This is a genomic window from Aeromonas sp. S41-2, assembly GCF_027705845.1.
GTDB lineage: Bacteria > Pseudomonadota > Gammaproteobacteria > Enterobacterales > Aeromonadaceae > Aeromonas > Aeromonas hydrophila.
The window spans coordinates 100800-125942 of record NZ_JAPDCG010000008.1 but is presented as its reverse complement, the minus strand read 5'-3'; the positions used below and the strand labels follow the sequence as shown (position 1 = coordinate 125942).

Annotated in this window: 20 protein-coding genes, 1 tRNA gene and 1 other RNA gene; all 22 read left to right on the top strand. The window is 60.0% G+C overall.

Annotation, left to right across the window (positions count from 1 at the left end; genetic code table 11):
• The first annotated feature begins 87 nt into the window (after positions 1-87).
• The 22 genes from OKC44_RS17555 to tssA all read left to right on the top strand — a co-directional run bounded on the left by OKC44_RS17555 (position 88) and on the right by tssA (position 25140).
• Positions 88-543 carry a YbjN domain-containing protein gene (locus OKC44_RS17555; protein ID WP_029301206.1) on the top strand — a complete coding sequence of 152 codons (456 nt, stop codon included), beginning with the start codon at positions 88-90 and terminating at the stop codon, positions 541-543.
• Between the two features lie 146 nt (positions 544-689).
• Positions 690-777, top strand: a tRNA-Ser gene (locus OKC44_RS17550).
• Positions 778-831: 54 nt separating this feature from the next.
• Positions 832-960, top strand: a non-coding RNA gene (locus OKC44_RS17545) — RtT sRNA.
• A 567-nt stretch (positions 961-1527) separates the two neighbouring features.
• Positions 1528-2046: a type VI secretion system effector Hcp1 gene (gene hcp1 / locus OKC44_RS17540; protein WP_010634822.1), complete on the top strand. Its 519-nt coding sequence runs from the start codon at positions 1528-1530 to the stop codon at positions 2044-2046.
• A gap of 277 nt (positions 2047-2323) precedes the next feature.
• Entirely contained in the window at positions 2324-4555 is a 2232-nt protein-coding gene (gene vgrG / locus OKC44_RS17535; RefSeq protein ID WP_270814359.1) for a type VI secretion system effector VgrG, read from the top strand.
• Position 4556: 1 nt separating this feature from the next.
• Complete coding sequence (locus OKC44_RS17530; protein ID WP_270814358.1) at positions 4557-5876, top strand: type VI secretion system polymorphic nuclease effector; 1320 nt, start codon at positions 4557-4559, stop codon at positions 5874-5876.
• Between the two features lie 9 nt (positions 5877-5885).
• Positions 5886-6875: a type VI secretion system immunity protein gene (locus OKC44_RS17525; RefSeq protein WP_118881414.1), complete on the top strand. Its 990-nt coding sequence runs from the start codon at positions 5886-5888 to the stop codon at positions 6873-6875.
• Positions 6876-7160: 285 nt separating this feature from the next.
• Positions 7161-7544 (top strand): DUF6630 family protein, encoded by a 384-nt coding sequence (locus OKC44_RS17520; protein WP_270814354.1) that lies wholly within the window; start codon positions 7161-7163, stop codon positions 7542-7544.
• A 135-nt stretch (positions 7545-7679) separates the two neighbouring features.
• Entirely contained in the window at positions 7680-9053 is a 1374-nt protein-coding gene (locus OKC44_RS17515) for a tetratricopeptide repeat protein (RefSeq protein ID WP_270814352.1), read from the top strand.
• A 672-nt stretch (positions 9054-9725) separates the two neighbouring features.
• Positions 9726-10229 (top strand): type VI secretion system contractile sheath small subunit, encoded by a 504-nt coding sequence (tssB, locus tag OKC44_RS17510; RefSeq protein WP_219311009.1) that lies wholly within the window; start codon positions 9726-9728, stop codon positions 10227-10229.
• Between the two features lie 38 nt (positions 10230-10267).
• Complete coding sequence (gene tssC, locus OKC44_RS17505; RefSeq protein WP_043163044.1) at positions 10268-11746, top strand: type VI secretion system contractile sheath large subunit; 1479 nt, start codon at positions 10268-10270, stop codon at positions 11744-11746.
• A gap of 6 nt (positions 11747-11752) precedes the next feature.
• The gene (tssE, locus tag OKC44_RS17500; protein WP_011705714.1) at positions 11753-12184 is read left to right on the top strand and encodes a type VI secretion system baseplate subunit TssE; all 432 of its coding nucleotides are present in this window, start codon (positions 11753-11755) and stop codon (positions 12182-12184) included.
• Between the two features lie 3 nt (positions 12185-12187).
• A complete protein-coding gene (gene tssF / locus OKC44_RS17495) occupies positions 12188-13954 on the top strand; it encodes a type VI secretion system baseplate subunit TssF (RefSeq protein WP_270814346.1) in 1767 nt (588 codons plus the stop codon).
• Complete coding sequence (tssG, locus tag OKC44_RS17490) at positions 13918-14916, top strand: type VI secretion system baseplate subunit TssG (RefSeq protein ID WP_029303268.1); 999 nt, start codon at positions 13918-13920, stop codon at positions 14914-14916. The genes tssF and tssG overlap by 37 nt, the downstream gene beginning before the upstream one ends.
• 56 nt (positions 14917-14972) lie before the next feature.
• Positions 14973-16223 carry a type VI secretion system-associated FHA domain protein TagH gene (gene tagH / locus OKC44_RS17485; RefSeq protein WP_270814345.1) on the top strand — a complete coding sequence of 417 codons (1251 nt, stop codon included), beginning with the start codon at positions 14973-14975 and terminating at the stop codon, positions 16221-16223.
• Positions 16223-16738 carry a type VI secretion system lipoprotein TssJ gene (gene tssJ, locus OKC44_RS17480; protein ID WP_041210858.1) on the top strand — a complete coding sequence of 172 codons (516 nt, stop codon included), beginning with the start codon at positions 16223-16225 and terminating at the stop codon, positions 16736-16738. Before tagH ends, tssJ begins: the two co-directional genes overlap by 1 nt.
• A gap of 2 nt (positions 16739-16740) precedes the next feature.
• The gene (tssK, locus tag OKC44_RS17475; protein WP_029301183.1) at positions 16741-18075 is read left to right on the top strand and encodes a type VI secretion system baseplate subunit TssK; all 1335 of its coding nucleotides are present in this window, start codon (positions 16741-16743) and stop codon (positions 18073-18075) included.
• A 22-nt stretch (positions 18076-18097) separates the two neighbouring features.
• Positions 18098-18877, top strand: coding sequence for a type IVB secretion system protein IcmH/DotU (gene icmH / locus OKC44_RS17470; protein WP_010634228.1), 780 nt, complete (start codon positions 18098-18100; stop codon positions 18875-18877).
• Positions 18878-18897: 20 nt separating this feature from the next.
• The gene (gene tssH / locus OKC44_RS17465) at positions 18898-21540 is read left to right on the top strand and encodes a type VI secretion system ATPase TssH (RefSeq protein WP_270814341.1); all 2643 of its coding nucleotides are present in this window, start codon (positions 18898-18900) and stop codon (positions 21538-21540) included.
• A 2-nt stretch (positions 21541-21542) separates the two neighbouring features.
• Positions 21543-23081, top strand: a complete 1539-nt coding sequence (gene vasH / locus OKC44_RS17460) for a sigma-54-dependent transcriptional regulator VasH (protein WP_223952080.1) — start codon at positions 21543-21545, stop codon at positions 23079-23081.
• Positions 23081-23686: a type VI secretion system-associated protein VasI gene (gene vasI, locus OKC44_RS17455; RefSeq protein ID WP_270814336.1), complete on the top strand. Its 606-nt coding sequence runs from the start codon at positions 23081-23083 to the stop codon at positions 23684-23686. The genes vasH and vasI overlap by 1 nt, the downstream gene beginning before the upstream one ends.
• Positions 23687-23694: 8 nt before the next feature.
• The gene (tssA, locus tag OKC44_RS17450; RefSeq protein WP_270814334.1) at positions 23695-25140 is read left to right on the top strand and encodes a type VI secretion system protein TssA; all 1446 of its coding nucleotides are present in this window, start codon (positions 23695-23697) and stop codon (positions 25138-25140) included.
• Positions 25141-25143: the final 3 nt, after the last annotated feature.

The window sequence follows — 25143 nt, the reverse complement described above, 5'->3', positions numbered from 1 at the left end:
GAGGCATGTGCTTATCCGGCCAGTGCGCTTTTGGTTGCCGGAAAATTGGTTTAGACTGCGCCCCTTGATCCCAATTGTGTCGTGGAAATGATGAATATCCCCAGCTCCGAAATGATAATGCGTTGGTTGCAGCAGGCTCGTATCGAGCACTACGTCTGTGATCAGTGCCACGGTATCCATATTGTCTCTCTGCAGTCCGTCGAAGGCATTCAGGAGAGCCGGATCTTCGTCGAAGAGGAAGGGCTGCTGTTTTCATCCGAGCTGGAGGTGCGTCCCTCCGCCTTGCTGCCGCTGGTGGCCGAACTGGGTCGTCTCAATATGCAGTACCCGTCGCTCAAGGTGTTCCTCGACATCATCGATGACAACCTGCCGCGTCTGGTGGTGGGCCACACCGTCTTCACCAAGGCCGGTCTTTCGGTCGAGCAGTTCCTGCTGTTCGTTGAGAGCACCATCGCCACCACGCATGAAGTGGTCTCAGAATGCGAGCGGTTGGGCTTCCTGAATCTGCCGGAAATCCAGGTTGCGCCGGAGTCTGTGCACTGATTTGTGCGTTAAATGTGCGAACGGTTCGCCTGATGCAAAAAGCCGTTGACGCCGGCGGGGCTTTCCCCTAAATTACGCCCCGTTCCAGCGCAACGGCGCAGCGAACACAGTGCTGGCTGAGCACGTTAAACAACAGACCAAAATTTGGTGAGGTGTCCGAGTGGCTGAAGGAGCACGCCTGGAAAGTGTGTATACGGCAACGTATCGAGGGTTCGAATCCCTCCCTCACCGCCAAATTAAAAAAACCGACCTAATGGTCGGTTTTTTGCTTCTGGAAGCACAGCAAATCTGATGACCACAGAGGGAGGGTGAGAACCCTCACCGGGTTCGAGCAGAGCTGCTTGCTGCGATAAATGGCCGCAGGCCGCCCCGAAGGGGTGAGCAATGCACTGGCGAATCATCCTTCCCTCATCGTCAAACAAAGTAAAGGGCCTGTCTTGCGACAGGCCCTTTACTTTATCCGCTGAAGGCGGCCGGGTTCTGGCCCAGGCTCGACCTGTGGGTAGGGTAGCCCGGCTGGGCGTTATGCAAGGAAGTTTGCCAAGCTGCCCCATCTTGTTGAGCAGTGCGTTCACCACGTCGCCTATCTTCTTCTTTATTACTCTGGCGCCAAGATAGCTGCTTTCGAAGACCTCTTGGCGCGCTTCTTTCTGTTTCTCTCTGCCAATGGTGAGAGTCTTTGGTCGCCCACGCTTTGATTGGCCAAGTGCCTCTCTTCAGTAAGTGAGCGCCGGGCAATAGGTGAGGGGTAGAGATAAGCTCTGCTCTGCGCAATGGATTGCCATTTATTCAGTGATTGGTGCTGCTTGTGCAAGAGCGGGTAGTTTTATATGCCAACTACGCAACTTGTTGCGCCGTATGGCGGCTGTGCAAGTGAGGGGGCGTTTTAATTATTTGTTTTTTAACAAATAATTAGTTTGGCATGGTCACTGCTAACGGATTCGGTCGAGTGTCATTACCGTTCAACCAATCAGGAGCATACCCATGCCAACTCCATGTTATATCAGCATCGAAGGTAAAACCCAGGGCAACATCACCGCCGGTGCCTTCACCTCTGACTCCGTCGGCAACATCTTCGTGCAAGGCCACGAAGACGAGATGCTGGTACAAGAGTTCCAGCACGTTGTCACCGTACCGACCGATCCGCAATCCGGTCAGCCTGCTGGTCAGCGTGTCCACAAACCGTTCAAGTTCACCGTTGCGCTGAACAAAGCTGTGCCGCTGATGTACAACTCCCTGGCCTCCGGCGAAATGCTGCCGAAAGTGACCCTGAAGTGGTACCGCACCTCCGTAGAGGGCAAGCAGGAGCACTTCTTCTCTACCGTGCTGACCGATGCCACCATCGTTGACATCGACTGCCAGATGCCCCACTGCCAGGATCCGGCAAAGTCTGACTTCACCCAGCTGATCCAGGTCTCTCTGGCCTACCGCAAAATCGATTGGGAACACACCGTTGCCGGCACTTCCGGTGCGGACGACTGGCGTGCGCCGATCGAGGCGTAACTTGCCCATCAGGGGCACTGCTTGCGGTGCCCCTTGTTTTCTTAACGCTTAGCCCGTTGCTTTCAACCGAGTCTGCTTGTTTCCCCCTCATTTTTCTTATGTCCGTTTGCCTGGTGTGAGCGGGTACAAGAAAAAATCCGGGTTTACGTCTTGCCGCACGCCGTCAAGGGCGTGCGGTAGCCATGGTGTCAGAAAAACCGGGGCGATGGCGGATCTCTCACCCGGCTTGCAGTGCCCCGCCTGATGGGGCTACACGACATCTCAGAGGCGCTCAGCGATGGCAGACAGCACAGGATTACAATTTACCGTCAAGGTGGGGGCCCTGCCCGAGAGCACCTTCGTGGTGGCCGAGTTTGCGCTGGATGAAGCGCTCAACCGGCCGTTCAACCTGCGCCTGGAGCTGGCAAGCAGCCAACCCGACATCGACTTTGGTGCCGTGCTGGACCAGCCGTGCGAGCTGCTGGTGTGGTACAACGGCGAGCTTCAGCGCCGGGTCTGCGGGGTGGTGAGTGACTTCGCGCAGGGTGACAGCGGCTTTCGCAGGACCCGCTATCAGCTGCTGGTGCAGCCGGCGCTGTGGCGGCTCTCTTTGCGCCAGAACTCCCGCATCTTTCAGGCGCAAAAGCCCGATGAAATCCTCTCCATCCTGTTGCAAGAGCACGGCATCACCGATTATGCCTTTGCCCTCAAGAACGAGCATGCCCAGCGGGAGTACTGCGTTCAGTACCGGGAAACCGACCTCGATTTTGTGAACAGGCTCGCCGCCGAAGAGGGGATGTTCTACTTCCACGAGTTTGAAGCGGGCAAGCATCGCATCGTGTTTGCTGACGATGCAGCCGCCCTGACCGCTGGCCCCGAGCTCTTCTTCAACCTCGGCAACCGTTCCCTCGAGCAAGGCCCCTATGTGCGCCAGTTCCACTACCGGGAGGCGGTACGCCCGTCGGATGTGGAGCTCAAGGACTACAGCTTCAAGACCCCGGCTTATGGCCTTTCCCACAAGAAGGTGGGGGCGGAGCTGACTCACCAGCGCGACACCTACCAGCACTTCGATTTCCCGGGCCGCTACAAAGAGGACCCGACCGGCAAGGCCTTTGCCCAGCACCGGCTGGATGCGCTGCGCAACGATGCGGTGGCGTGCCAGGCTAAGTCCAACTGCGCGGCCTTGCTGCCGGGTCAGCACTTTTCACTCACCGAACATCCCAACGGCAGCCTCAACACCGACTGGCAAGTCGTCCATATCCGCCACACCGGTGAGCAACCGCAGGCGCTGGAAGAGGAGGGTGGGAGCGGCCCGACCGTCTACCACAACGAATTTGGGGTGGTGAAAGCGAGCTCCACCTGGCGGGCACGCATCGGCAGCCCGGAAGCCCTTCACAAGCCGATGGTGGATGGCCCGCAAATCGCCATGGTGGTGGGGCCCGAGGGGGAGGAGATTTACTGCGACGAACATGGCCGGGTCAAACTGCAGTTCCCGTGGGATAGATATGGCAGCTCCAACGACCAGAGCTCCTGCTGGGTGCGAGTCTCGCAAGGCTGGGCCGGCGGCCAGTATGGCATGATGGCCATCCCGCGTATCGGCCACGAGGTCATCGTGAGCTTTCTGGAAGGGGACCCGGACCAGCCCATTGTCACCGGTCGCACCTATCACGCCACCAACCGGCCGCCATATGAGCTGCCAGCCAACAAGACCCGCACCGTGCTGCGCACCGAAACCCACCAGGGTGAAGGGTTCAACGAGCTGCGCTTTGAAGACCAGGCGGGGCAGGAAGAGATTTACATCCACGGCCAGAAAGACCTGAACGTGCTCATCGAAAATGATGCCGCCTGGCATATCAAGCATGACGAGCATCGGGATATCGACAATGAGCGGGTGACCCGTGTCAGGAAGGTGCCGGGTGAGGAGGGGACCCCGCCCAGTCTTGGCAACGATCATCTGACCGTTGAAGGAGAGAAGCGGGACCATATCAAGGCTGACTACTCACTGACCGTGGATACCTCCATGCATCAAAAACTCGGTCAGAGCTGGCTCACCCAGGCGGGGCAGGAAGTGCACGTCAAAGCCGGTGCCAAGGTGGTACTGGAAGCGGGTTCTGAGATTACCGTCAAGGTTGGCGGCTGCTTCATCAAGGTTGATGGTGGCGGCGTCACCCTGGTCGGCCCCACCATCAAGATGAACTCGGGTGGCAATGCAGGCTCTGGATCCGGTTGGGCTGGCAAGGTACCCAAGAGCATGGAGGGTATGCTGGACAGCTCTCACACACGCTGGATGAAGTTTTATCACCTCGACTCCGAGCTGATGCCGCTGGCGGGCACCCCCTACAAGGCCGTGCTGAGCGATGGTTCGGTGCGGGAAGGCACGCTGGATGGTGAGGGCATGGCGCTGCTCGAGGATGTGCCTGCTGGCACCGCCTCAGTGACCTATGACCTGCAGGACACTTTTGCCGATCTGCCCCGTGAATCCATCTCGGCCCTCACCGGCCATCTCGACAGTCTGAGCGACGAGGGCTGATATGTTCGGTAACGATCTGTTTGAACAGCTCTATGACCACCTGGATCAGGCGGTGTCTGGTGGCGCGGCCTATGTCAAACAAAGTGCAGAGGCGGTAAAAAAGGGGGTTGCTTCCAGCCTGCAGTGGATTTGGGAGGCCCTGCAGGGGGATTTCAACCCCAATCAAAGTGCAGGACAAATCGCTGCCAATGCGGTACTGGGCCTCATTCCCGTGGTCGATCAGGTGCTGGATTGCCGCGATCTGATTGCCAATGCCCGGGATATTTCCCGTGATCCCAAGCAGCCGGATAAGTGGGTTTTTCTGAGCTTTACCCTGATAGGTCTGATCCCGTCGCTGGGCTCAGCCCTCAAGGGGGTGTTGAAGATCATCTTCCTGTTTGTCCGCAAGGCGGGTGGGGATGCCAGCAAGGCGATCAGACCCGCAATGGCGCCCGTGCTGACGTTTCTCAGTGATCCCAAGGTCAAGAAAGTGCTGGGTATCTCGCGCCTCGACAAGGTGCTGAAAGGATTTGCCGGCCAGATCCGTGGGCTGAGAGGACAGATTGCCGTCAGCGTGCTGCTGGGTTATCTGAATGATGCAGTCAAGTCACTGACCAGTTTGATCGGCAAGATCAAGGGATTGGCTCCTGCTTCAGTCAGGATCTGGCTTGAGCAATCCCAGCGTTTGGTGTTGCAGATGCAGTCACAGGCGGGTCAGATGCTGCCTGTCGCCATGGGGCCCGTGCTCAAATCCCTCGATGAGATAGCCGCGGGATTGGAGAAAGAGGCGGTCAAGCATGCCCCTGGTTACAAGGCCGTGCCCGGTGGTACCGTTATCCACCCGCTGCCGGACGATGTGGTCAAAGTGAACCTCAAGATCCTGAGCCGCTCGAAGAAAGGGATTTATGGTGAGATCATCAGCGACAACTGGATGGCAAATCACAAGTTCGAGAACCTGTTGCCAGAACATCGCCGGGTACGTAGCCTGAATGACAAGCCCAGAGGGCGGGGCATCGATGGTATCTACAAGAATACCAATCCTCCGCCTCCCTACGTGGTGACCGAGACCAAGTTTCGGACGGCAGGGGGGGAGTATATCGACGGGGATGGCACCAAGAGCACCCAGTTGTTGTCGATGACCAAGGGGTCGGGCAAGCAGATGAGCGGCCAGTGGATAGACAAGCGATTGCCCGATGAGATCACGGACAAGAAAATATTAAAAGATCTTAAAAATGAAGGTTATGAGGCTTGGCTAATGATTGTCGATGAATCTGGTAAAGTGATACAGATAACCAAGCTGGATAAGTCAGCCAATGCTGTAGGTACGATTTCGATCAAGTAGGAGCAGTGAATGAGTTCGTTTATTGAGCAGCGTCGAGATCCACTATTATCTGAGCCGTTTTTTTTAGAGCAGATAGAGGATTATAAAGAGTCATCATATTTTGACCAAAGTTGGTGGGCTAAAATAAACGATCCCTTACATGAACGCTGGAGTGATCCACATCGACGTCCTACCCGCTCCATGGCCAGCGAAAGTATGTTCATGGACAACTTGGAACATGCAATTCTTCTTTATTCTGGTGGCGTATCCCACGAAGAGATCAATGCATGCCTCTCGATAGTAACAAAAGAACTGCTGCGCCATAAAAAAGAGTTTCCAGATGAACAGTTTTATTACTGGGAGCAAGATGCCTATCAATATCTGCTCTGGATGTTCGCATTAAGCATCCTCTATGGCCAGGATGAGATGTTGCCCGAGTTGGTGCGTTATATCAGTAAGAATCCGGAAGGGGACGACGACCCGCTGTGGAGCGTACTGTTGGCCCGCTTGGGTTATCCTGGCTTCCCTCGAGGCCCAGAATCCTATATTCCAGAGGTGTATCGTCCGCTATTTGATGCCATCAAGGGAGATGGTGTTAATCCCACCAAGGTTGAGCGTCAGGCAAGCATCAAGCAATATCTCAAAGGATGGTACAAGGGGTGTAAAGAGTGCTATTGGCACGACAGGCACAAGGCAAAGCATGCCATCTACTTTGGCTATTGGGCTTTTGAAGCGGCGCTGGTCACCCTGCTTTATGAGCTGGATGACAGCAGCTATCGGGACATGCGCTATTACCCCAAGGATCTGGTGGATTATGCCAGAGCCAATGGTATTGCAGAGAAATGGCAGGCATTGCGAGTAGCCCAACATCCTATTGCCATGCCGGGTTCCGTGGTGGAGCAGGATGGCAACTGGCGCTGCAACCTGACCGATGAGCAGTGGCAGCTTCGCAAAGGGCAGCGCTTACCTTCCCAAACCCATGTCAACAAGGATGACATGTTGTTCTGGGTGCAGGAGTAGTCCGCAGTGTATCGATCATGCATTGTCTGCGTGATCGATACATCGCGAACCGAGCACCGTTTTGGTGCTGCCGTGGTATTGCTTGGCCCCTTTGGCTCTGTATGAAAAAATCGAGAAAGAAAGGTGAAGGCGATAAAAAAACTATTTCTGCTCCTCTCTGTCATTATCTTGTCACCCCTGTTGATTCCCATGGTCTATGTCGAAAGACGAAGAAAGAAATGGCTTCTATCAATTTTACTATCCCCTCTGCCTGAAGAGATCAGAGCCGGCAGATTGAACGCGCTGATGAATACCCATACCGATGAGCTACAGGGCGGCATTGTGTCAACACTTGTTGAATTCAACTCTGATGAACATTGGGTGTGTCTTAATATTGACTGGCGAGACGTCGAGGAAGTTGAGTTGCAGGGTAACGCATTGGCGGATATTCACGGTATCAAGGAACATTTTATTTGCTCCGAACCGGGTGAGGATACATCGGTTTGGCACATGTTGGTGCTTTATGACTTATGGCTGCAAGCGCGAGGATATGAAGTCGTGCTTTGGGATATAGATGCAGATCAATATACAGGATTTATTTGTCGAACGGATGTTCTCGATAAACTGTTAAACGAGGGGCGCAAGCTGGGTTTGGCTATGGTCAAGCTGGACCATGTGAACGAGCAATAAGATTATTGGGCACCATGGGAATGTCCAGAATAAGGTCTGTTTAAAAGTTGATAAGCAATAGAAAGTCTATCTGGTTGTAAGCAAGCATTATGTACACAGCCACCCTTCCATCTTCATTATTTGCAGATACAAACGATGACATACCGCACATTATGTTTGGTACTGGCGAGCCATTGGCTAGCCGCTTGTTCCACTACGACACCTCAGACTGAATCCGACCTCTTTCAAGCCGCTCAGCAGGGCCAGGGCAAGGCGCAATATGAGCTGGCCAATCGTTTGGCGGCCAAGCCGGATTATCCCGAGGCGATGCGCTGGATGAAACAGGCGGCCGAGCAGGCGGGCCCCCTGGCGGCAGATGCTGACATGCGGGGCAAAGCTGCACTGCAGGTGGGGAACTGGTATCAGGCTGGTCTGGGGGAGCCCAAGAGCCCCAAGCAGGCCAGTGGTTGGTGGCAGCGCTCGGCCAAGTTGGGGAATCCGGATGCCAGTTATCGGCTGGGGATGGAGTGTCGGCAACAGCACAAGGGCAAGCTGGCCAATGAGTGTCTCGACTGGTTCGAGCAGGCGGCCAAGCGCGATCATGCGAGTGCCCAGTTGATACTTGGACAATGGTATGCAGGTCAGGCGGGATCCGATGAGGAAGCCGTCAAATGGCTGGAGAAAGCCGCCGAACAAGGCAATCGCGACGCGCAATATCAGTTGGGATTGCGCTACGAGCAGGGGCAGGGGGTAAGCAAACGCAGCGATGTGGCGCAGCGCTGGTTTGAGAAGGCTGCTGCCCAGCAGCAACCGGATGCCTTGCTGATCCTGGCACGCAAAGCTGCACCTGAGGAGGCGTTCAGTTTCTATCAGCGGGCTGCCAATGCAGGGTCTGCGCCAGCTCAACTGTGGCTGGGGCAGGCTTATCTGGCAGGAGAAAAGGTCGTTCAGGGTCTTGCCTTGGGTCGTTATTGGCTGGAGCTGGCTGCTGGCAATGGTTCTCATGAAGCCGAATATCAGTTGAGCCTGCAACAGAGCGATGCTGCGGCGCGAGAGCATTGGTTGACGCGTGCCGCAGAAGGGGGATTGAGCCAGGCTCAGCTTGCATTGGCGCAATGGCAGCAAGAACGGGGGGACCTTGTGACCGCTCGTCAGAATTTTGCACTGGCTGCAGCACAGGGTGACGTCGATGCCCGTTATGCCTATGGCGAGATGCTTCGGTTGGGATTGGGCGGCAAGGAAGATTATGTGCAGGCGCTCAAACAGTATCGATTGGCTGCCAATGCCCAGCACAGAATCGCCCAATATCGCATGGGGATCATGCGTGAACAGGGGCTGGGAGCACCACGCAATAGAGTGCATGCTTATGCATGGTATTTGTTGGCGGCAACAGATGGTAATCAAGCGTCTGTCAACGCCCGTGATGAACTGGAAAAAGGCATGACGGAAAAAGAGAAAAGTGTTGGACAAAAATTGGCGCAGCATTGGTATTTACAACAAAAGAATCAGCTGGAATTGTTGCCTGGTTAAGTAGAGGAATTGCCTTTCAATCTAGGAACTCATCTTTTCAATGATCTCATTACGATGGCAATGCATTGTTTTCTTGGTTTTTCAATGAGTTCTGGCTAGCTGATGAAAGCTGCTTATCATGTCCTTTCATGTAATGGAATCCTATTGTGTGCTGTCGCGGCATAGTTTGACGCATGGATGGCATTATATTTTCGACAGTAAGTGACGTATTGAGTCGTTAATGATGAAAAATAACTTTTTTAATTGTTGAAAAGTGAAATTATTTTCTGATATTTGATGTGGGTAATATGCCACAAATGTTTGTTTAGATTTGTGTATTTAGGTAACCCTATGTTTTTGTTGTGTTTTTTGTTTTTGTTTTGCTTGTTTTATTAATGTCTTATTGACGGGTTATTGCCTGTGAATATACCATCTGCCGCAAATGGCGCCTTAAGCCAATATGACCTCTAACAAAGAGTAGAGGCACATCGGGTTGTATAAATACAAACGTGAATATTATGTTTTTGATTATTAGAGCTTTGCTCTATTCATATCAAAAGCATACCTGTTGGCCTGTGGACTTTCCTTGCGATATCCACCCATATCGTCAACTGTCATTTTTGACAGTTGTTGGTTAATCCATCGGCTATAAGCTTTTGGGTCTCTGTAGATCCATAACTTGGTATTTAGAGCATGGGAAAAAATATCGATGGCGCTACCGTTGCGCCCAAAGAACGTATCAATATCAAATATGTACCGGCGACCGGTGGGCAGCAGGGAGAAGTTGAACTTCCGTTGACCATGATGGTAGTCGGCAATATGAAGGGCCGTACCGAAGACACCCCGATCGAGGAGCGTCATACCGTCTCCATCGACAAGAATAATTTTTCGTCCGTCATGAAAGAATCCGCACTGGAACTGAAGTTTTCCGTTCCCAATCGTCTGGAAGAGAACAGCCAGGATGCGTTGCCGGTTTCGATCAATATCCAGTCTCTGGAAGACTTCACCCCTGACCGCGTGGCCCAGCAAATACCTGAGCTGCGCAAGCTGCTGGAGCTGCGCGAAGCGCTGGTTGCCCTGAAGGGGCCGCTGGGGAATATTCCTGCCTTCCGCAATCGTTTGCAGGATCTGCTGTCCAGTGATGACGCTCGTGAGCAGCTGCTCAAAGAGCTGGATTTGATTAAGCCTGCCGAGTGATCGCCGGGTTGGATTGACTGAACGAGAAGGGAACAAACATGTCTTTGGTCGAAGAACAGGTTCAAGCGGGGGCGAGTGCTGCCTCCTCGTCCTTGCTGGACGAAATCATGGCGCAGGCCCGCATTACCCCGGTGGATGAGGGCTACAGCGTCGCCAAGCAGGGCGTTGCAGCCCTGATCGCCAACATTCTGGACAGCGGCACCACCAGCGATCCGGTCAACAAGGCGCTGGTGGACAGCATGATTGTCGAGCTCGACAAGAAGCTCAGCAAGCAGATGGACGTCATCCTGCACGCCAAGGAGCTGCAGGAGATGGAATCCTCCTGGCGCTCCCTGAAGCTCTTGGTGGATCGCACCGATTTTCGCGAGAACATCAAGATCCAGGTGCTGCATGCCACCAAGGAAGAGCTGCTGGAAGATTTCGAGTTCTCGCCCGAAATCACCCAGTCCGGCCTCTACAAGCATGTCTATTCCAGCGGTTATGGTCAGTTTGGTGGCCAGCCGGTGGGGGCTGTGATCGGTGATTACGCCTTCACCCACAGCGCACCCGACATCAAGCTGATGCAATACGTCAGTGCGGTGGGGGCCATGGCCCATGCGCCTTTCATCTCCTCTGTGGCGCCATCCTTCTTCGGTGTCGACAGCTTTACCGATCTGTCCTCCATCAAGGATCTGAAATCGGTATTCGAAGGGCCGGCCTACACCAAGTGGCGCGCCTTGCGTGAATCAGAGGATGCCCGTTATCTGGGACTGACCGCACCGCGCTTCCTGGCGCGTCTGCCCTACGACCCGACCGAAAACCCCATCAAGGGCTTCAACTATCAGGAAGACATCAGCTCGGACCACGATCACTACCTGTGGGGCAACACCGCCTACCTGATGGGCACTTCCCTGACCGACAGCTTCGCCAAGTATCGCTGGTGCCCGAACATCATAGGCCCGCAGAGCGGTGGCGCCATCCACGACCTGCCGGTGCACGTCTATGAGGCCATGGGTCAGCTGCAGGCGAAGATCCCGACCGAGGTGCTGATCACCGACCGTCGCGAGTACGAGCTGTCGGAAGAGGGCTTCATCACCCTGACCATGCGCAAGGACAGCGACAATGCCGCCTTCTTCTCCGCCAACTCGGTACAAAAACCCAAGGTGTTCCCGAACACCAAGGAAGGCCGGGAGGCTGAGACCAACTACAAGCTGGGTACCCAGCTGCCCTACATGTTCATCATCAACCGCCTGGCGCACTACATCAAAGTGCTGCAGCGCGAGCAGATCGGCTCCTGGAAGGAGCGTCAGGATCTGGAGCGTGAGCTGAACAGCTGGATCCGGCAGTTCGTGGCCGACCAGGAAAACCCGCCGGCAGAGGTCCGCAGCCGCCGTCCGCTGCGCGCTGCGCAGATCAAGGTGCTGGATGTGGAAGGGGAGCCGGGCTGGTATCAGGTCGCCATGGCGGTGCGTCCGCACTTCAAGTACATGGGGGCGAGCTTCGAGCTCTCTCTGGTAGGTCGTCTGGACAAGGAATAAGGCCCGATGCCGCATCTCTCTTCCTGGGATAGAGGAAATGCGGCCAGCCTGTTTGATCGCATCCGGGGGGAGGGGCTTGGCTCCTCTCCCCGCTCGGAGTCTGAAGAACTGATCGCATCTGTCAAACGGCAGCTCGAGCAGGTTCTCAACACCCGCCCCGGCAATTGCCGCAGTGCACCCGATCTGGGGGTCATTGATCTCAATGACGCCACTCAGGGCAGTGCGGATATCAAGGGGCGGATCCGGGAGGCGATCCGGCAATGCATCCGTCGTTATGAACCGCGGATCGTGCATGTGGATGTACGTTCACCCGACTATCAGGCGAGTCCGCTTGAGATGTCGTTTCAGGTGACGGCCCACGTGCGGCTGGAGCATATCGAGCAAGTTACCTCGTTCAACGTCCATATGGACAGTCACCGTCACTACCGCATGGTCTGATCAATGTCGCTGGAACATTACTTCAGGGATGAACTGGCATTTTTGCGCCTGCAAGGGCGCGAATTTGCCGATGCCTATCCCGAGCTCACCCGCTTTCTGTCGGAGCAGAATACCGATCCGGACGTGGAGCGCCTGCTGGAGGGGTTCGCCTTCCTCACGGGCAACCTGCGCGCCAAGATTGAGGATGAGTTTCCCGAGCTGACCCACGGTCTGCTCAACATGCTCTGGCCCAACTACCTGCGTCCCGTGCCCAGCATGACCATCATGCAGTTTTCGGTCATTCCGGGCGCCATCGCCCAGCCGGCGCTGGTCAGGCAAGGCTGCCAGCTCGACAGTCTGCCCCTGGACGAGGTGACCTGTCATTTCCAGACCTGTCACGATACCTGGGTCTATCCGGCCGATATCCGTCATATCGCCGCCCAGAGCGGCAACGATCTCTCCACCATCTCGCTGGACATCGCCCTGCATGCTCCTCTGCCGCTCAGCGAGCTGCAGCTGGACAAGCTGCGCTTCTTCCTCGGTGGTGACAGCTACACCGCCTATGAGCTCTACTTCTGGCTCTCAAACCAGCTCTCCCATATCGAGCTGGAGATAGACGGCAAGCGCTTTCGCCAGGAGGCCAAGGCCCTCAAGTCGGTCGGCTTCGAGCGCGATGACGCGCTCTTGCCCTATCCGAACAACGTCTATTCCGGCTACCGGATCCTGCAGGAGTACTTCTGCTTCCCGGAAAGCTTCCTCTTCTTCGAGCTCTCCGGTGGCGAGTGGCCCAAACAGCCGTTGCCGGTGAGCGAATTCAAGGTGCACTTCTGCTTCGACCGGCCATTGCCGGCGGAGCTCAAGATCCGTCCCGACTCCTTCATGCTCAACTGCGTGCCGGCCATCAACCTGTTCCAGCACGACAGCGAGCCGGTCAACCTCAATGGCCGTCAGGCGGAGTATCCCCTCAAGGCAAGTTATCGTCATGCCGACAGCTTCGAGATCTTCTCGGTGGATCAGGTGGAGGGCTGGGTCGAGGGGAACCTCGGCCGCTCGCGCGGCACGCCGCGCATCTATCAGCCGTTCGAGAGCTTCCAGCACCAGATCGAGCGGGCCAAACAGCGGCTGGCGCTCTACTACCGGGTGCGGGTCAAGGAGGCGGTGAGCGGGGATGGTTTCGAGCACAGCCTCTCGTTCGTGCGCGGGGATGAAACCACCACGGTCGAACTGGATGAATCCATCTCGGTGACGCTCACCTGTACCAACCGCTCTCGCGCCGCCCGTCTCAAGGTGGGCAGCATCTGTGTGCCGACCGGCAGCTCGCCCTCGTTTGCCACCTTCCGCAACCTGATCCGGCCGACCCGGCCGCTGCGCCCGGCGCTGGACGGCAGTCTGCACTGGACGCTGATTTCCAACCTGTCGCTCAACTATGTCTCCCTGCTGCGGCGCGATGCCCTGGTGCAGGTGCTGCGCACCTACGATTTTCCGGCGCTGCACGACAAGCAGGCCGAGCAGGCCTCGCGCAAGCGGCTGGCGGGGATCGAGGAGATCGAGACCAAGCCGGTGGATCGGCTGGTGCGCGGCATGCCGGTGCGGGGGCTCAAGTCGGTGCTCTCTATCCGCCAGTCCGCCTTTGGCAGCGAAGGGGAGCTTTATCTGTTCAGTACCGTGCTGGCCCACTTCTTCTCGCTCTATGCCAGCGTCAACGCCTTCCACCTGCTTGAGGTGGTCAATCTCGACAACAAGGAGCGCTACCAATGGCCAGTCCAGATCGGTCAGCACTCCCTGATGTAAACGCCGCTCGAGAGGCACCCCGCTTCAACTTCTTCCAGCTGGTTGAGCTGCTCAATCGGCTGGATGGTGCCGATCAGGAGCGGGGGCTCGACTACCTGCCGGGGGACGAGAACATCCGCTTCAAGGCGACCGCCTCCTTGGGGTTCCCCACCAGCGACGTGCTGCAGATTGGCCGGGACGGGCAGGGGCGTCACGAGCTGGAGGTGGCCTTCCTCGGCCTGCACGGCAGCCAGTCGCCGATGCCTGGTTATTACCTCGATTCCCTGGCGTGGGAGTATGCCCAGGGGGAGCAGAAGCTCGGCCTGTTTCTGGACTTCTTCCACCACCGTCTGCTGACCCTGCTGCACCGGATCTGGCGCAAGTATCGCTACCACGTGCGGTTTCAGGACAACGGCGAGGATGGTTTCTCCCGTCTGATGTTTGCCTTGGTGGGGCTCGGCAACGAGGCGGTCTGCCAGAGCCTGCCGGTCAACCGGGCCAAGATGCTCTCCTATGCAGGCATGCTGGCCAGCCCCAGCCGCTCCCCCGAGGTGGTGGCCGGTCTGGTGGCCCACTGCTTCGATCTGGCCGATGTGCAGGTGAGCGCCTGGCAGTGGCGCAAGGTGCCTATTCATCAGGATCAGCAAAATCGCCTCGGCGGCGCCTGCGCCACCCTGGGGAGTGATTTTGTCATCGGTGACAAGGTGAACGACTGTGCCGGCAAGTTCTTGTTGAAGATCAACAACCTGAGCTTTGGCCAGTTTCTCGGGTTTCTGCCGAACGGGGAGCACTTTCACGCCCTGGTGACCTTCGTCTCCTTCATCCTGCGCGATCAGCTTGCCTGGGATCTGCGCCTGGGGTTCGGTCAGGAGCAGGCGAGGGGGCTGAGGTTGGGGGAAGAGCAGAGTGCCCGTCTGGGGTGGAGTACCTTTCTCGGCCAGCCGCCGAGTGACCCGTTCGTGACCATCTGCGTGCAGGAATGAGTGCTGAAATCAGCAGCGCAGAAAATTTAACTACAGGAATCAGTGCAGGAGTAACTGTGGACGATTTTAACCAGCAACTTTCCCTGGTGGTGCTCAACAGCGAACAGCTCGACGGCAGCCAGCAGGTGCAGTACCGCTTTGACGAGATGGGGGGGACCCTGGGGGCCTCCGAGCAGGATGACTGGCAACTGCGCGACAGGCTGGGGGCCGTTATGCCCGCCCACGCCCGCATCGAGCTCAACGACGGTCGCTTCTGCCTGTGCGATCTGAGCGGCCAGACCTATATCAACGGTGCCACCTCGCCCATCGGGCGGGCCCGCAAGGTGCATCTGGAGCAGGGGGACGAGCTCGTGGTCGGCCCGTTCCGGTTGCGCGCCTATCTGGGGGCCATCACCCCCGAGCAGAGCCTGCAACAGGTGCTGGGCAATCGCCCCACCGAGCAGCTCGACGAGTGGCTGACCAGCGATGAGCCGGTCGTACCGGCTGACGATCCGCGCACCCTGGCGGCCGATCCCTTGCTGGCATTGCAGCAGGAGCGCAGGGCGCCCAATCCGTTGATGGATGGCTCGCTGGCGGACGGTCGCCTGCAGGCCTCACTGCGTTCACAACCGGATGTGGACGTCCCCCCTCTTGCCCCTTTTTCTGCTGTCGAGAACACCATGAACCAAGAATTTCTGGATATGCCCGCCATCGAGAACCATCCCGATTATCAGCTGTCGCTGGACGGCGTCGATCACGTGGCCCTGACCCCGCTGATGCGCGGCCTGGGTCAACCCTTGCAACTGCAGGACACCCAGCAGGCCCACGACATGCTCGAAGAGATGGGCAAGACGGTGCGAGCCATGGTGGAGGGGCTGCTGCAACTGCAAAACGAACAGGCCGCGCTGGCGGACAAACACCTGCGCCCGATTGAGGATAACCCGCTGCGCCTTGGCCTTGGTTATGACGAGACCCTGGCTGTGCTGTTTGCCGAGCAGAAGAGCCCGGTGCACCTGAGCGCACCGGCTGCGGTGGCCGAGAGCCTGCAAAACGTGCGCATTCACCACGTAGCAAACCAGCAGGCCATCAGTGCGGCGCTTGACAGCATCCTGCAGGCCTTCTCGCCGGAAGCCCTGCTCGGCCGGTTCGAGCAATACCGCCGCAGCGGCGCGCCGGGCATGGCTGATGAAGGGTGGGCCTGGAACATGTATCAGCACTACTACCGCGAGCTCACCTCTGCCCGCCAGCAGGGGTTCGACAAGCTGTTCCATCAGGTTTACGCCCAAGCGTATGACCAGGCCGTGCGTCAGCAACAGGGACTGATTTGATGATACGTGCGCTGATGCTGGGGGCGGCTCTGCTGACCCTCGCCGGTTGTACCACCATGGGCAAGATGGCTGACGTGGCCATGAACCCCGATATCCAGGTGGGGAGCAACAATGATCAGCCCTCTACCCTGGGGCTGAGTCTGGTCGCCGAGCCTGACGTCAACCCCAACGAGAGCGGGGAGGCAGCACCTATCGAGTTTCAGGTGGTGCTGCTGGCGGAAGATTCCAAGCTGCTCGCCACTGACTACGACCAGGTGACGGCGGATGTGGAGAAGGCCCTTGGCAAGAACTACCTCGATCATCAGGAGTACACCCTGCTACCCGGCCAGTTCAAATACCTGCCCCCCGTCAAGCTCGACGAGAAGACCCGTTACATCGGCGTGATTGCACGTTACGCCGACCCGGACAGCGCCGAGTGGCGCAAGGTCATCAAGATCAAGAGCAAGGGAATGGCCTATCAAATCCTGGTGCACCTGCGCCTGGATGAAGTGGAACTACAAAAAGAAGAAGAATAACCATGTCGAGTCGAAATCGGGTTATCTGGCGTGAAGGGCTCTTTATCAAGCCCCAGCACTTCCAGCAACAACAGAGACATTCGGATTACGCGCTGCACGCTCGCCTGAGCGCACTCAGCGACTACTTCTATGGCTTGCAGTCGCTCGCCATCAATGAGGATTATCTCGGCTTTGGCCGCATCGCGCTGGTGGGGGCCACCGGCATCCTGCCGGACGGTACCGTGTTCAACATCCCCAATGACGATGTGCTGCCGACCCCGCTGGAAGTCACCGACGCCTCGGTGGCCAACCAGAAGGTCTATCTGGCGCTGCCGCTCTCGGTGAGCGGTGTTAACGAGGTCAATCAGGGCGGCCAGGTGGCCACCCGGTTGCAGGCCCATCGCCACGATGTGCGCGACTTGCACAGCGAAGGGGGGGACGTGGTCTCCCTCGAAGTGGGGCGGGTCAGCCTGCGCCTGATGCTGGAGCGGGAGGATCGCAGTGCCTATGCGTCCCTGGCTATTGCCCGCATTCTGGACAAACGTCCGGACGGCGGTCTGGTGCTTGATCCCAACTTCATGCCCTGCAGCATCAGCGTATCCGCCATCCCGACTCTCAAGCGCTTCCTCGGCGAGTCGGCTGGCCTTGTGGCCGAGCGGGCTCGCAGCCTCTCCCAGCGCATCGCGGCGCCGGGTCAGCAGGGGGTTGCCGATGTGGCCGAGTTCATGATGCTGCAGCTACTCAACCGCGCCCAGCCCCAGCTCTCCCATCTGGCGCGCCTTGGCACCCTGCACCCCGAGCGGCTGCATGAAGCGCTGGTGCAGCTGTGCGGCGAGCTGATGACCTTTACCGACGAGTCCCGCCTGCCGCCCGAGTTCCCCGCCTATCGTCACGACGACCAGCAGGTGAGCTTCGAGCCGGTGATGCTGGCCCTGCGTCAGGCACTCAGTACCGTGCTGTCGCCGCGTGCCGTCTCCATCCAGCTGCGCAAGCACCAGTACGGCATCATGGTGGCCATGGTCAACGAGAGCGAGCTGATGACCAGCGCCGACTTCGTGCTGGCGGTGCGTGCCCGCATGCCGCAGGAGCAGCTGCGCAAGCAGTTGCTGCAGCAGACCAAGGTGGCCTCCAGCGACAAGATCCGCGAGCTCATCAGCCTGCAACTGCCCGGCATTCCGCTGCTGCCGCTGCCGGTGGCGCCGCGCCAGCTGCCCTATCACGCCGGTTACAGCTACTTCCAGCTCGACCGGCAGAGCCCGGCCTGGCAGATGCTGGCGGTGGGCAACACCCTTGCCTTCCACATCGCCGGCGACTTCCCCGAGCTCGACATGCAGCTCTGGGCCATTCGCAGCCAGTGATAGCACCAAGGAATAAGCAGAGATGACCACGGACATTATCAAGAACGAGCAACTCAGCGACCTGCTGTTCGATCATGCCGAGCAGCTGGACATGGATTCGGACTACTGGTTCCGCCTGCGTGGCCAGAGCATCAACCCGATGATCGATGCGGTGACCCCCTTGCTGGGGTTGGTGCAGCGGGTACGCCTGCTGTCGCGTTACGATCGGGTGCCCGAGCTCTACCAGCGGGTGGTGACCGAGATCCAGGCCATCGAACAGGAGCTGATGGCCCAGGGCTACGAGAACGGGGTGGTGCTGTCGTTTCGCTACATCCTCTGCACCTTCATCGATGAGGCCGTGATGGGCCGCGACTGGGGCAGTCAAAGCGAATGGTCCGAGCACTCCCTGCTGACCCGCTTTCACAACGAGACCTGGGGCGGCGAGAAGGTGTTCGTGCTGCTGGCCCGCCTGCAGGAAGACCCGGTGCGTTATCGCGACATTCTGGAGTTCATCTACCTCTGTCTGTGCCTCGGTTTCGAAGGGCGTTACAAGGTGATGAGCAAGGGACAAGGGGAGTTCGAGCGCATCGTGCGCCAGCTGCACAAGCAGTTGGCCCCCGAGGCCGGCGGCGAGGCGCCCAGCGTGTTTCACCTCGATCTGGGTCAGCAGGCCTCCCGCTATCAGCTGCGCAAGCAGGTATCCCTGCGCAGCCTGTTCATGGGCGGCGCACTGATCCTGGCGCTGATCTTTGGCCTCTATCACCACCAACTCAATAACCAGACCCAGGACGTGCTGCGTCAACTGGGCGAATTATTAAAATAAATACTTAAGGAGAGCACGCCTTGATTCGTATAGAGCTACCGGTACTGGTGGAAAGACTCAACCCCATCTGCCGTCACATGCTGGAAGAGGCTGCGGCCCTCTGCGTTAATCATCAGGGAGCCGAGATCCGCATCGAGCATTTGCTGCTCAAGATGCTGGAGACCCCGCTGAGCGATGTGCGCCAGATCCTGAAGGTGGCCGAGGTGGAGGTGGAAGAGCTCAAGACCCTGCTGCAACCGTCCGCTGCCGACAGCAGCTATGGCCAGGGTTACCCCTCCTTCTCGCCCATGTTGGTGGAGTGGCTGCAAGACAGCTGGTTGCTCGCCTCCGCCGAGCTGCAACATGCCCAGCTGCGCAGCGGCGTCATGCTGCTGGTGCTGCTGATGACCCCTCAGCGTTACCTGCCGGGCTCGGTGACCCGCCTGCTCGCCAAGGTCAATCGCGAGCTGCTGCGCCAGCAGTTCGACGAGTGGGTCAAGGAGTCTGCCGAGACGCAAGTGACCACCGCCCCCGGCGGCAAGACGGCCCAGGCAGCCCTGCCGGCCGATGCCAGCCTGCTGGCCCGCTTTACCGTCAACGTGACCGAGCAGGCCCGCCAGGGCAGCCTGGATCCCGTGCTCTGCCGGGATCACGAAATCGACCTGATGATCGACATCCTCTCCCGTCGTCGCAAGAACAACCCCATCGTGGTGGGGGAGGCCGGGGTCGGCAAGAGCGCCCTCATCGAGGGGCTGGCCCTGCGCATGGTGGCGGGTCAGGTGCCCGAGAAGCTGCGCGGGGTCGAGCTGATGACCCTGGATCTCGGCGCCATGCAGGCCGGCGCCTCGGTCAAGGGGGAGTTCGAGAAGCGCTTCAAGGGGGTGATGCAGGAGGTCAAGGACGCCGTGCAGCCGGTCATCCTGTTCATCGACGAGGCGCACACCCTGATCGGGGCCGGCAACCAGGCCGGCGGGCTGGATGTTTCCAACCTCATCAAGCCGGCACTGGCCCGGGGCGAGTTGCGCACCATCGCCGCCACCACCTGGGGCGAATACAAGAAATACGTGGAAAAAGACGCGGCCCTGTCGCGCCGCTTCCAGCTGGTGAAAGTCGGTGAGCCCGATGCCGACGAGGCCACCGTGATCCTGCGCGGCCTGCGCAGCATCTACGAGAAGGCCCACGGGGTGCTGATCGACGAGGAGGCGCTGCAGGCCGCCGCCCAGCTCTCCGCCCGCTACATCTCAGGTCGTCAGTTGCCGGACAAGGCAATCGACGTGCTCGATACCGCCTGTGCCCGGGTGGCCATCAACCTCACCACGCCGCCGCGCGCGGTCAGCCACCTGCAAAACGCGCTGCGCCAGCGCGAGCTGGAGATCCGCCAGCTGGAGCGCCAGAGCCTGATAGGTCTCGGTGACAACGCAGAGCGCCTGGCCGAGTTGCAGGCGGCCCAGCAGGCTTGCCGTGAAGAACTGGCCGAGCAGGAGGCCCGGTGGCAGCAGCAGCAGGGGCTGGTACACCAGATTGTCGAGCTGCGCGCAGCCCTGCTGGCCGATCAGCAGGATGAGCTGCTGGCTAGAGAGGCGCTGGATCTGGCCGATGCGCCGCTCGATCCGCAAGCTGCTGCCGAGCAGCTGGCCAGCCTCGAGCGTGAGCTGGCCGAGCTGCAGCAAGGAGAAGTGCTGGTCTCCGCTCATGTCGACAAGACCCAGATCGCCGCCGTCATCGCCGAGTGGACCGGGGTGCCCCTCAATCGCATCTCCCAGGGGGAGCTGGATGTGGTGACCCGTCTGCCGGAGTACCTCGGCGAGCTCATCAAGGGGCAGGATGTGGCGGTGGCTCACCTGCACAAGCATCTGCTCACCGCCCGCGCCGATTTGCGTCGTCCCGGCCGCCCGCTCGGTGCCTTCCTGCTGGTGGGGCCGAGCGGGGTCGGCAAGACCGAAACCGTGCTGCAGATTGCCGAGCTGATGTTCGGTGGTCGCCAGTATCTGACCACCATCAACATGTCCGAGTATCAGGAAAAGCACACCGTCTCGCGCCTGATCGGCTCGCCGCCCGGCTACGTCGGCTTCGGTGAGGGGGGCGTGTTGACCGAGGCCATTCGGCAGAAGCCTTACTCCGTGGTGCTGCTGGACGAGGTGGAGAAGGCCCACCCGGACGTGCTCAATCTCTTCTATCAGGCGTTCGACAAGGGCGAGCTGGCGGACGGGGAAGGGCGCATCATCGACTGCAAGAACGTGGTTTTCTTCCTCACTTCCAACCTCGGTTTCCAGACCATCGTCGATCATGCCGAGCAGCCCGACGTGCTGCTGGATGCCCTCTATCCGGAGCTCGCCGCCTTCTTCAAGCCGGCGCTGCTGGCGCGCATGGAGGTGATCCCCTATCTGCCGCTTGGCCACGACACGCTAGTGCAGATCGTGGGCGGCAAACTCAACCGGCTGGTCAAGCTGCTCAAGGAGCGCTTCGGCGCCGAGGTGGTGCTGGACGACGAGGTGGCGGAGGAGATCCTGCTGCGGGCCAATCGCAGCGAGAACGGTGCCCGCATGCTCGAGTCCGTCATCGACGGTGCCCTGCTGCCGCCGGTCTCCCTGCAGCTGCTGCAGCGCCTCTCGGCCGGTGAACCCATCAAGCGCGTCCACTTTTCCGTGGCCGATCACCAGTTTGTGGCCGAGGTGGGGGCTTGAGTATGGAGCAAGCCCTCGCATTTGCCCTGGCCCTCACCGCCCAGCGCGATGAGCCGCACCTGTGCCACTGGTGGAGCTCGACCGTCCATGCCAGCTTCCAGCCCAGGGGGCTGCTGCTCGGCATGCTGGATGTGAGTGGCCGCCAGCTGGAGTGCCAAGGCTGGGTCAGGGGGAAGGAAGTGGCGCTGGGGCTGGCGGTGGACGATTTTTCCCACCCGCTTGCCTATGTGCTGCACAAGGCCCAGTCCCGCACCTGGGACTCCCTCTACGGCGGTGCCCGTATCGAGCACGCCGGTTTTCGCGCACTGCTGGCCAACCTTGGCCAGCAGTGCGGGCTGCACGCGTATCCGCTGCTGGATGGCAACGGCAAGCCGTTTGCCGTGCTGGCCCTGATGGATGAAGGGGAGGTGCTGCGGGCCTGGGCCGATGGCCCCGAGCTGGCCCAGCTCTCCCAGGTCTTTTGCAACCAGCTCACCCTCATTCGCGATCTCGGTCGCAGTCGGCGGGATCAGGGGGTACTGCGCGACTCCCTGCGCCAGATGAAGGGGGAGGGGGAACGGCTGCGCCAGCACGAGAAGCTGCTCGGCGATCAGCTGGTCGGCCAGTCGGCGGTGATCCGCGGGCTGCGCGAGCAGATCAACCAGGCCGGCCAGCACAAGCTGACCGTGCTGATCCAGGGGGAGACCGGCAGCGGCAAGGAGGTGGTGGCACGGCTGGTGCACCAGTGCTCCGATCGCGCCAACAAGCCCTTTGTCGCCATCAACTGCGCCGCCATCCCGGAGAACCTCATCGAGAGCGAGCTGTTCGGTTACCAGAAGGGGGCCTTCTCCGGCGCCCTTGCCAACAAGACCGGGCTGGTGGCCCAGGCCAACGGCGGCACCCTGTTTCTGGACGAGGTGGGCGACATGCCCGCCGCCATGCAGGCCAAGCTGCTGCGGGTGCTGGAAACCCGCAGTTACCGGCCGCTCGGGGCCGAGCAGGAGTATCACTCCGATTTTCGCCTCATCGCCGCTACCCATCAGCCGCTGACCCGACATGTGGAGGAAGGGCAGTTTCGGGCCGACCTCTATCACCGCCTCTGTCAGTGCCTGCTGCTGATTGCCCCCCTGCGCGAACACATGGACGACGTGCCGCTGCTGTGCCAGCACTTCATGGCCCAGTTTGCCGCCCAGGATGGCAAGACCCTGGTGGGGCTGCAACGCAAGTTCTTGAAACAGCTGCAGACCTATGACTTCCCCGGCAACGTGCGCGAGCTGCGCAACCTGCTGGAGGTGGCCTGCGCCCATACCCGTCACGGGGAGGAGGTGGGGCTGGAGGCGCTGCCGCCGGAGCTGCGCGAGCGGGTCTGCGCCCTGCTGCCCTCTTCCATGGACGACTACAACCACATCCGCGATCTGCGCCGGGCCATGCAGCAGTACGAGGCCTCGGTCATCGAGGCCCGGCTGCGCCACTTCCAGGGCAATCGGATGCTGGTGGCCGAGAGCCTCAACATTCCCAAGCGCACCCTGGATCACAAGTGCCAGAAACTGGAGGTGAACTGATGAGCATCCTCGGCTTGTTACCGCTGCTGCTGGCCACCAGTGCGGCCGAGGTCCCGCTGGACATGGCGCGCTGGCAGGCCTGCCGGCAGGAGCCCTCGCCGCTGGTGCGGCTCGCCTGCTACGACGCCATCGGCAATGGCGCGGCCAGTGCCGCCGAAGGGGCCGCCCCCAAGTCGGCGGCCTGGCAGGCCATCTGGGCCCAGGAGCAGGCCCGCACGCCAGCGAGCGCGCCCTTCCTGCTGCAGAGCGACGCAGGCAGTGGCAGTGAAACCCTCACTCGCCCGGCACTGCGCGGGGCGACCCTGGCCATCGGCTGCGTCGACAGCATCACCCATATCCGGCTGCGGCTGGACAGCCCCTGGAGCGGCGAGAAAGTGCAGGTCGCGCTGGATGGTCAGCCGAGTGCCGGCTCCCAGAGCTGGTTTATCCGGGATCAGGGTCTGCTGCTGGAATATGGCCGTGGCCTGCCCGCCATCGAGGAGCTCAAGCGCTGGCAGGGCCATCGCGAGCTGCAGGTGCGGGCCGACAACGGTGCCCTCTTGCGGGTCGACCTGAGCGGCCTGAAAGAGGCGCTGGCACCGCTGCGTCAGCAGTGCCGCTGGTAGGAGGGGCGATGAGCTATCAACACCCCTGGTGTGCACGCCTGCTCACCAGCCTGCCGGATGAACAGATAAGAGGCGCCGTGCTGGCCGACGAGCCGCGCTGGGACTACGTGGAGACCGAGCTGGTCAAGCTGGGTTCCCTCGCTCACAGCCAGGTCGATCTCAATGCGGTGGCCGAGGCGTGCCTCGGGTTGCTGGAGAGCCGCACCAAGGACATGCGGGTGCTGGCCCAGTTGCTGCGCTGCCTGCAGCACCCTGCCAAGGCGACCCCGCTGGGGGCGGCGATCAGTCTGCTGGAGGCCTGGATCCAGGCTTACTGGCTGCAGGCCTGGCCCGGCAATGCCAGCCAGAAACAGCGGCTGATGGTGCAGATCGTCAAGCGCTTCGAAGGGGCCCTGCCGCACATCTGCGAGAGCGCTTCGGCGGCCGAACTGGCCCAGTTGCTGGCCCAGGCCGAGCAGCTGGAACGGGTCTGGCTGGCGCAGTGTCCCGACAAGGGGGAGCTGCTCGACCCGCTGGTGATGGGGCTGAAGCGGGCCCAGCGCCAGCAGGTGGCACAGGCCGAGGCCAATGCCGCCGGGCAGCCCCAGAGCAGCGGCGCGGCGGCTGCGGGCTCCCCGGCATCGGTGGCGTCGCCCGCCAGCGGTGCCGGCGCCATGGTCCTAAGCGGCGGTGGCGGCAGTGCCGGCGTCGACGTCGACAGTTCCAACGATCGTGCCTGGCGCCAGACCCAGCTCAAGATGGCGGAGCTCCTGATCGAGCGTCAGCCCGAGGCGACAGTGGGCTATCGACTGCGCCGTCACGCCGTCTGGGCCGGGATCACGGCGGTCCCCATGAGCGGGGCGGGCAATAAAACCCCGCTGGCGCCCATGTCGGCGGACATGGTGGATGAGTACCGCGCCGCCATGAACGCCCCTGATCAGGGGCTCTGGCAGCGCATCGAACAGAGCCTGACCCTGGCCCCTTACTGGTTCGAGGGGCACAGGCTCTCGGCCGAGGTGGCCCAGAAGCTCGGCTTTGGGGCGGTGGCCCAGGCGATCGCCGAGGAGCTCGGGACTTTTCTGCAGCGCCTGCCGGCCCTGCGGGAGCTCGCCTTCAGCGACGGCTCGCCGTTTCTCTCCCCCGAGTGCAGCCGCTGGCTGCAACCGGCCAAGGGGGGCAGTGCGGGCAGTGGCGAGGCGGGGCTGGCCGAGGAGGTCGCCCAGCGCCACGGCGAGCAGGGGATCGCGGCGGCGCTCGCCCTGCTTGATGAGCGGATTGCGCAGTTGAAAGAGCCAAGAGATCGCTTCCACGCCTTGCTGGTGCAGGCGGAGCTGTTGGCGCAGGAAGGCATGGAGGCGCTTGCGCGCCAGCACTATCAACACTTGTGGCAAGAGGCCGGTCGCCTCGGGTTGTCGCACTGGGAGCCCGGGCTGGTCAACCGCCTGGAGAGCCTGGCGGCGCCGTTGTCGAAATGAATG

What these genes read in the sequence shown, in the direction of transcription:
- OKC44_RS17555 (WP_029301206.1), top strand. Translation starts at nt 88, where the DNA reads ATGATGAATATCCCCAGCTCCGAAATGATAATGCGTTGGTTGCAGCAG.
- hcp1 (WP_010634822.1), top strand. Translation starts at nt 1,528, where the DNA reads ATGCCAACTCCATGTTATATCAGCATCGAAGGTAAAACCCAGGGCAAC.
- vgrG (WP_270814359.1), top strand. Translation starts at nt 2,324, where the DNA reads ATGGCAGACAGCACAGGATTACAATTTACCGTCAAGGTGGGGGCCCTG.
- OKC44_RS17530 (WP_270814358.1), top strand. Translation starts at nt 4,557, where the DNA reads ATGTTCGGTAACGATCTGTTTGAACAGCTCTATGACCACCTGGATCAG.
- OKC44_RS17525 (WP_118881414.1), top strand. Translation starts at nt 5,886, where the DNA reads ATGAGTTCGTTTATTGAGCAGCGTCGAGATCCACTATTATCTGAGCCG.
- OKC44_RS17520 (WP_270814354.1), top strand. Translation starts at nt 7,161, where the DNA reads ATGAATACCCATACCGATGAGCTACAGGGCGGCATTGTGTCAACACTT.
- OKC44_RS17515 (WP_270814352.1), top strand. Translation starts at nt 7,680, where the DNA reads ATGACATACCGCACATTATGTTTGGTACTGGCGAGCCATTGGCTAGCC.
- tssB (WP_219311009.1), top strand. Translation starts at nt 9,726, where the DNA reads ATGGGAAAAAATATCGATGGCGCTACCGTTGCGCCCAAAGAACGTATC.
- tssC (WP_043163044.1), top strand. Translation starts at nt 10,268, where the DNA reads ATGTCTTTGGTCGAAGAACAGGTTCAAGCGGGGGCGAGTGCTGCCTCC.
- tssE (WP_011705714.1), top strand. Translation starts at nt 11,753, where the DNA reads ATGCCGCATCTCTCTTCCTGGGATAGAGGAAATGCGGCCAGCCTGTTT.
- tssF (WP_270814346.1), top strand. Translation starts at nt 12,188, where the DNA reads ATGTCGCTGGAACATTACTTCAGGGATGAACTGGCATTTTTGCGCCTG.
- tssG (WP_029303268.1), top strand. Translation starts at nt 13,918, where the DNA reads ATGGCCAGTCCAGATCGGTCAGCACTCCCTGATGTAAACGCCGCTCGA.
- tssJ (WP_041210858.1), top strand. Translation starts at nt 16,223, where the DNA reads ATGATACGTGCGCTGATGCTGGGGGCGGCTCTGCTGACCCTCGCCGGT.
- tssK (WP_029301183.1), top strand. Translation starts at nt 16,741, where the DNA reads ATGTCGAGTCGAAATCGGGTTATCTGGCGTGAAGGGCTCTTTATCAAG.
- icmH (WP_010634228.1), top strand. Translation starts at nt 18,098, where the DNA reads ATGACCACGGACATTATCAAGAACGAGCAACTCAGCGACCTGCTGTTC.
- vasH (WP_223952080.1), top strand. Translation starts at nt 21,543, where the DNA reads ATGGAGCAAGCCCTCGCATTTGCCCTGGCCCTCACCGCCCAGCGCGAT.
- vasI (WP_270814336.1), top strand. Translation starts at nt 23,081, where the DNA reads ATGAGCATCCTCGGCTTGTTACCGCTGCTGCTGGCCACCAGTGCGGCC.
- tssA (WP_270814334.1), top strand. Translation starts at nt 23,695, where the DNA reads ATGAGCTATCAACACCCCTGGTGTGCACGCCTGCTCACCAGCCTGCCG.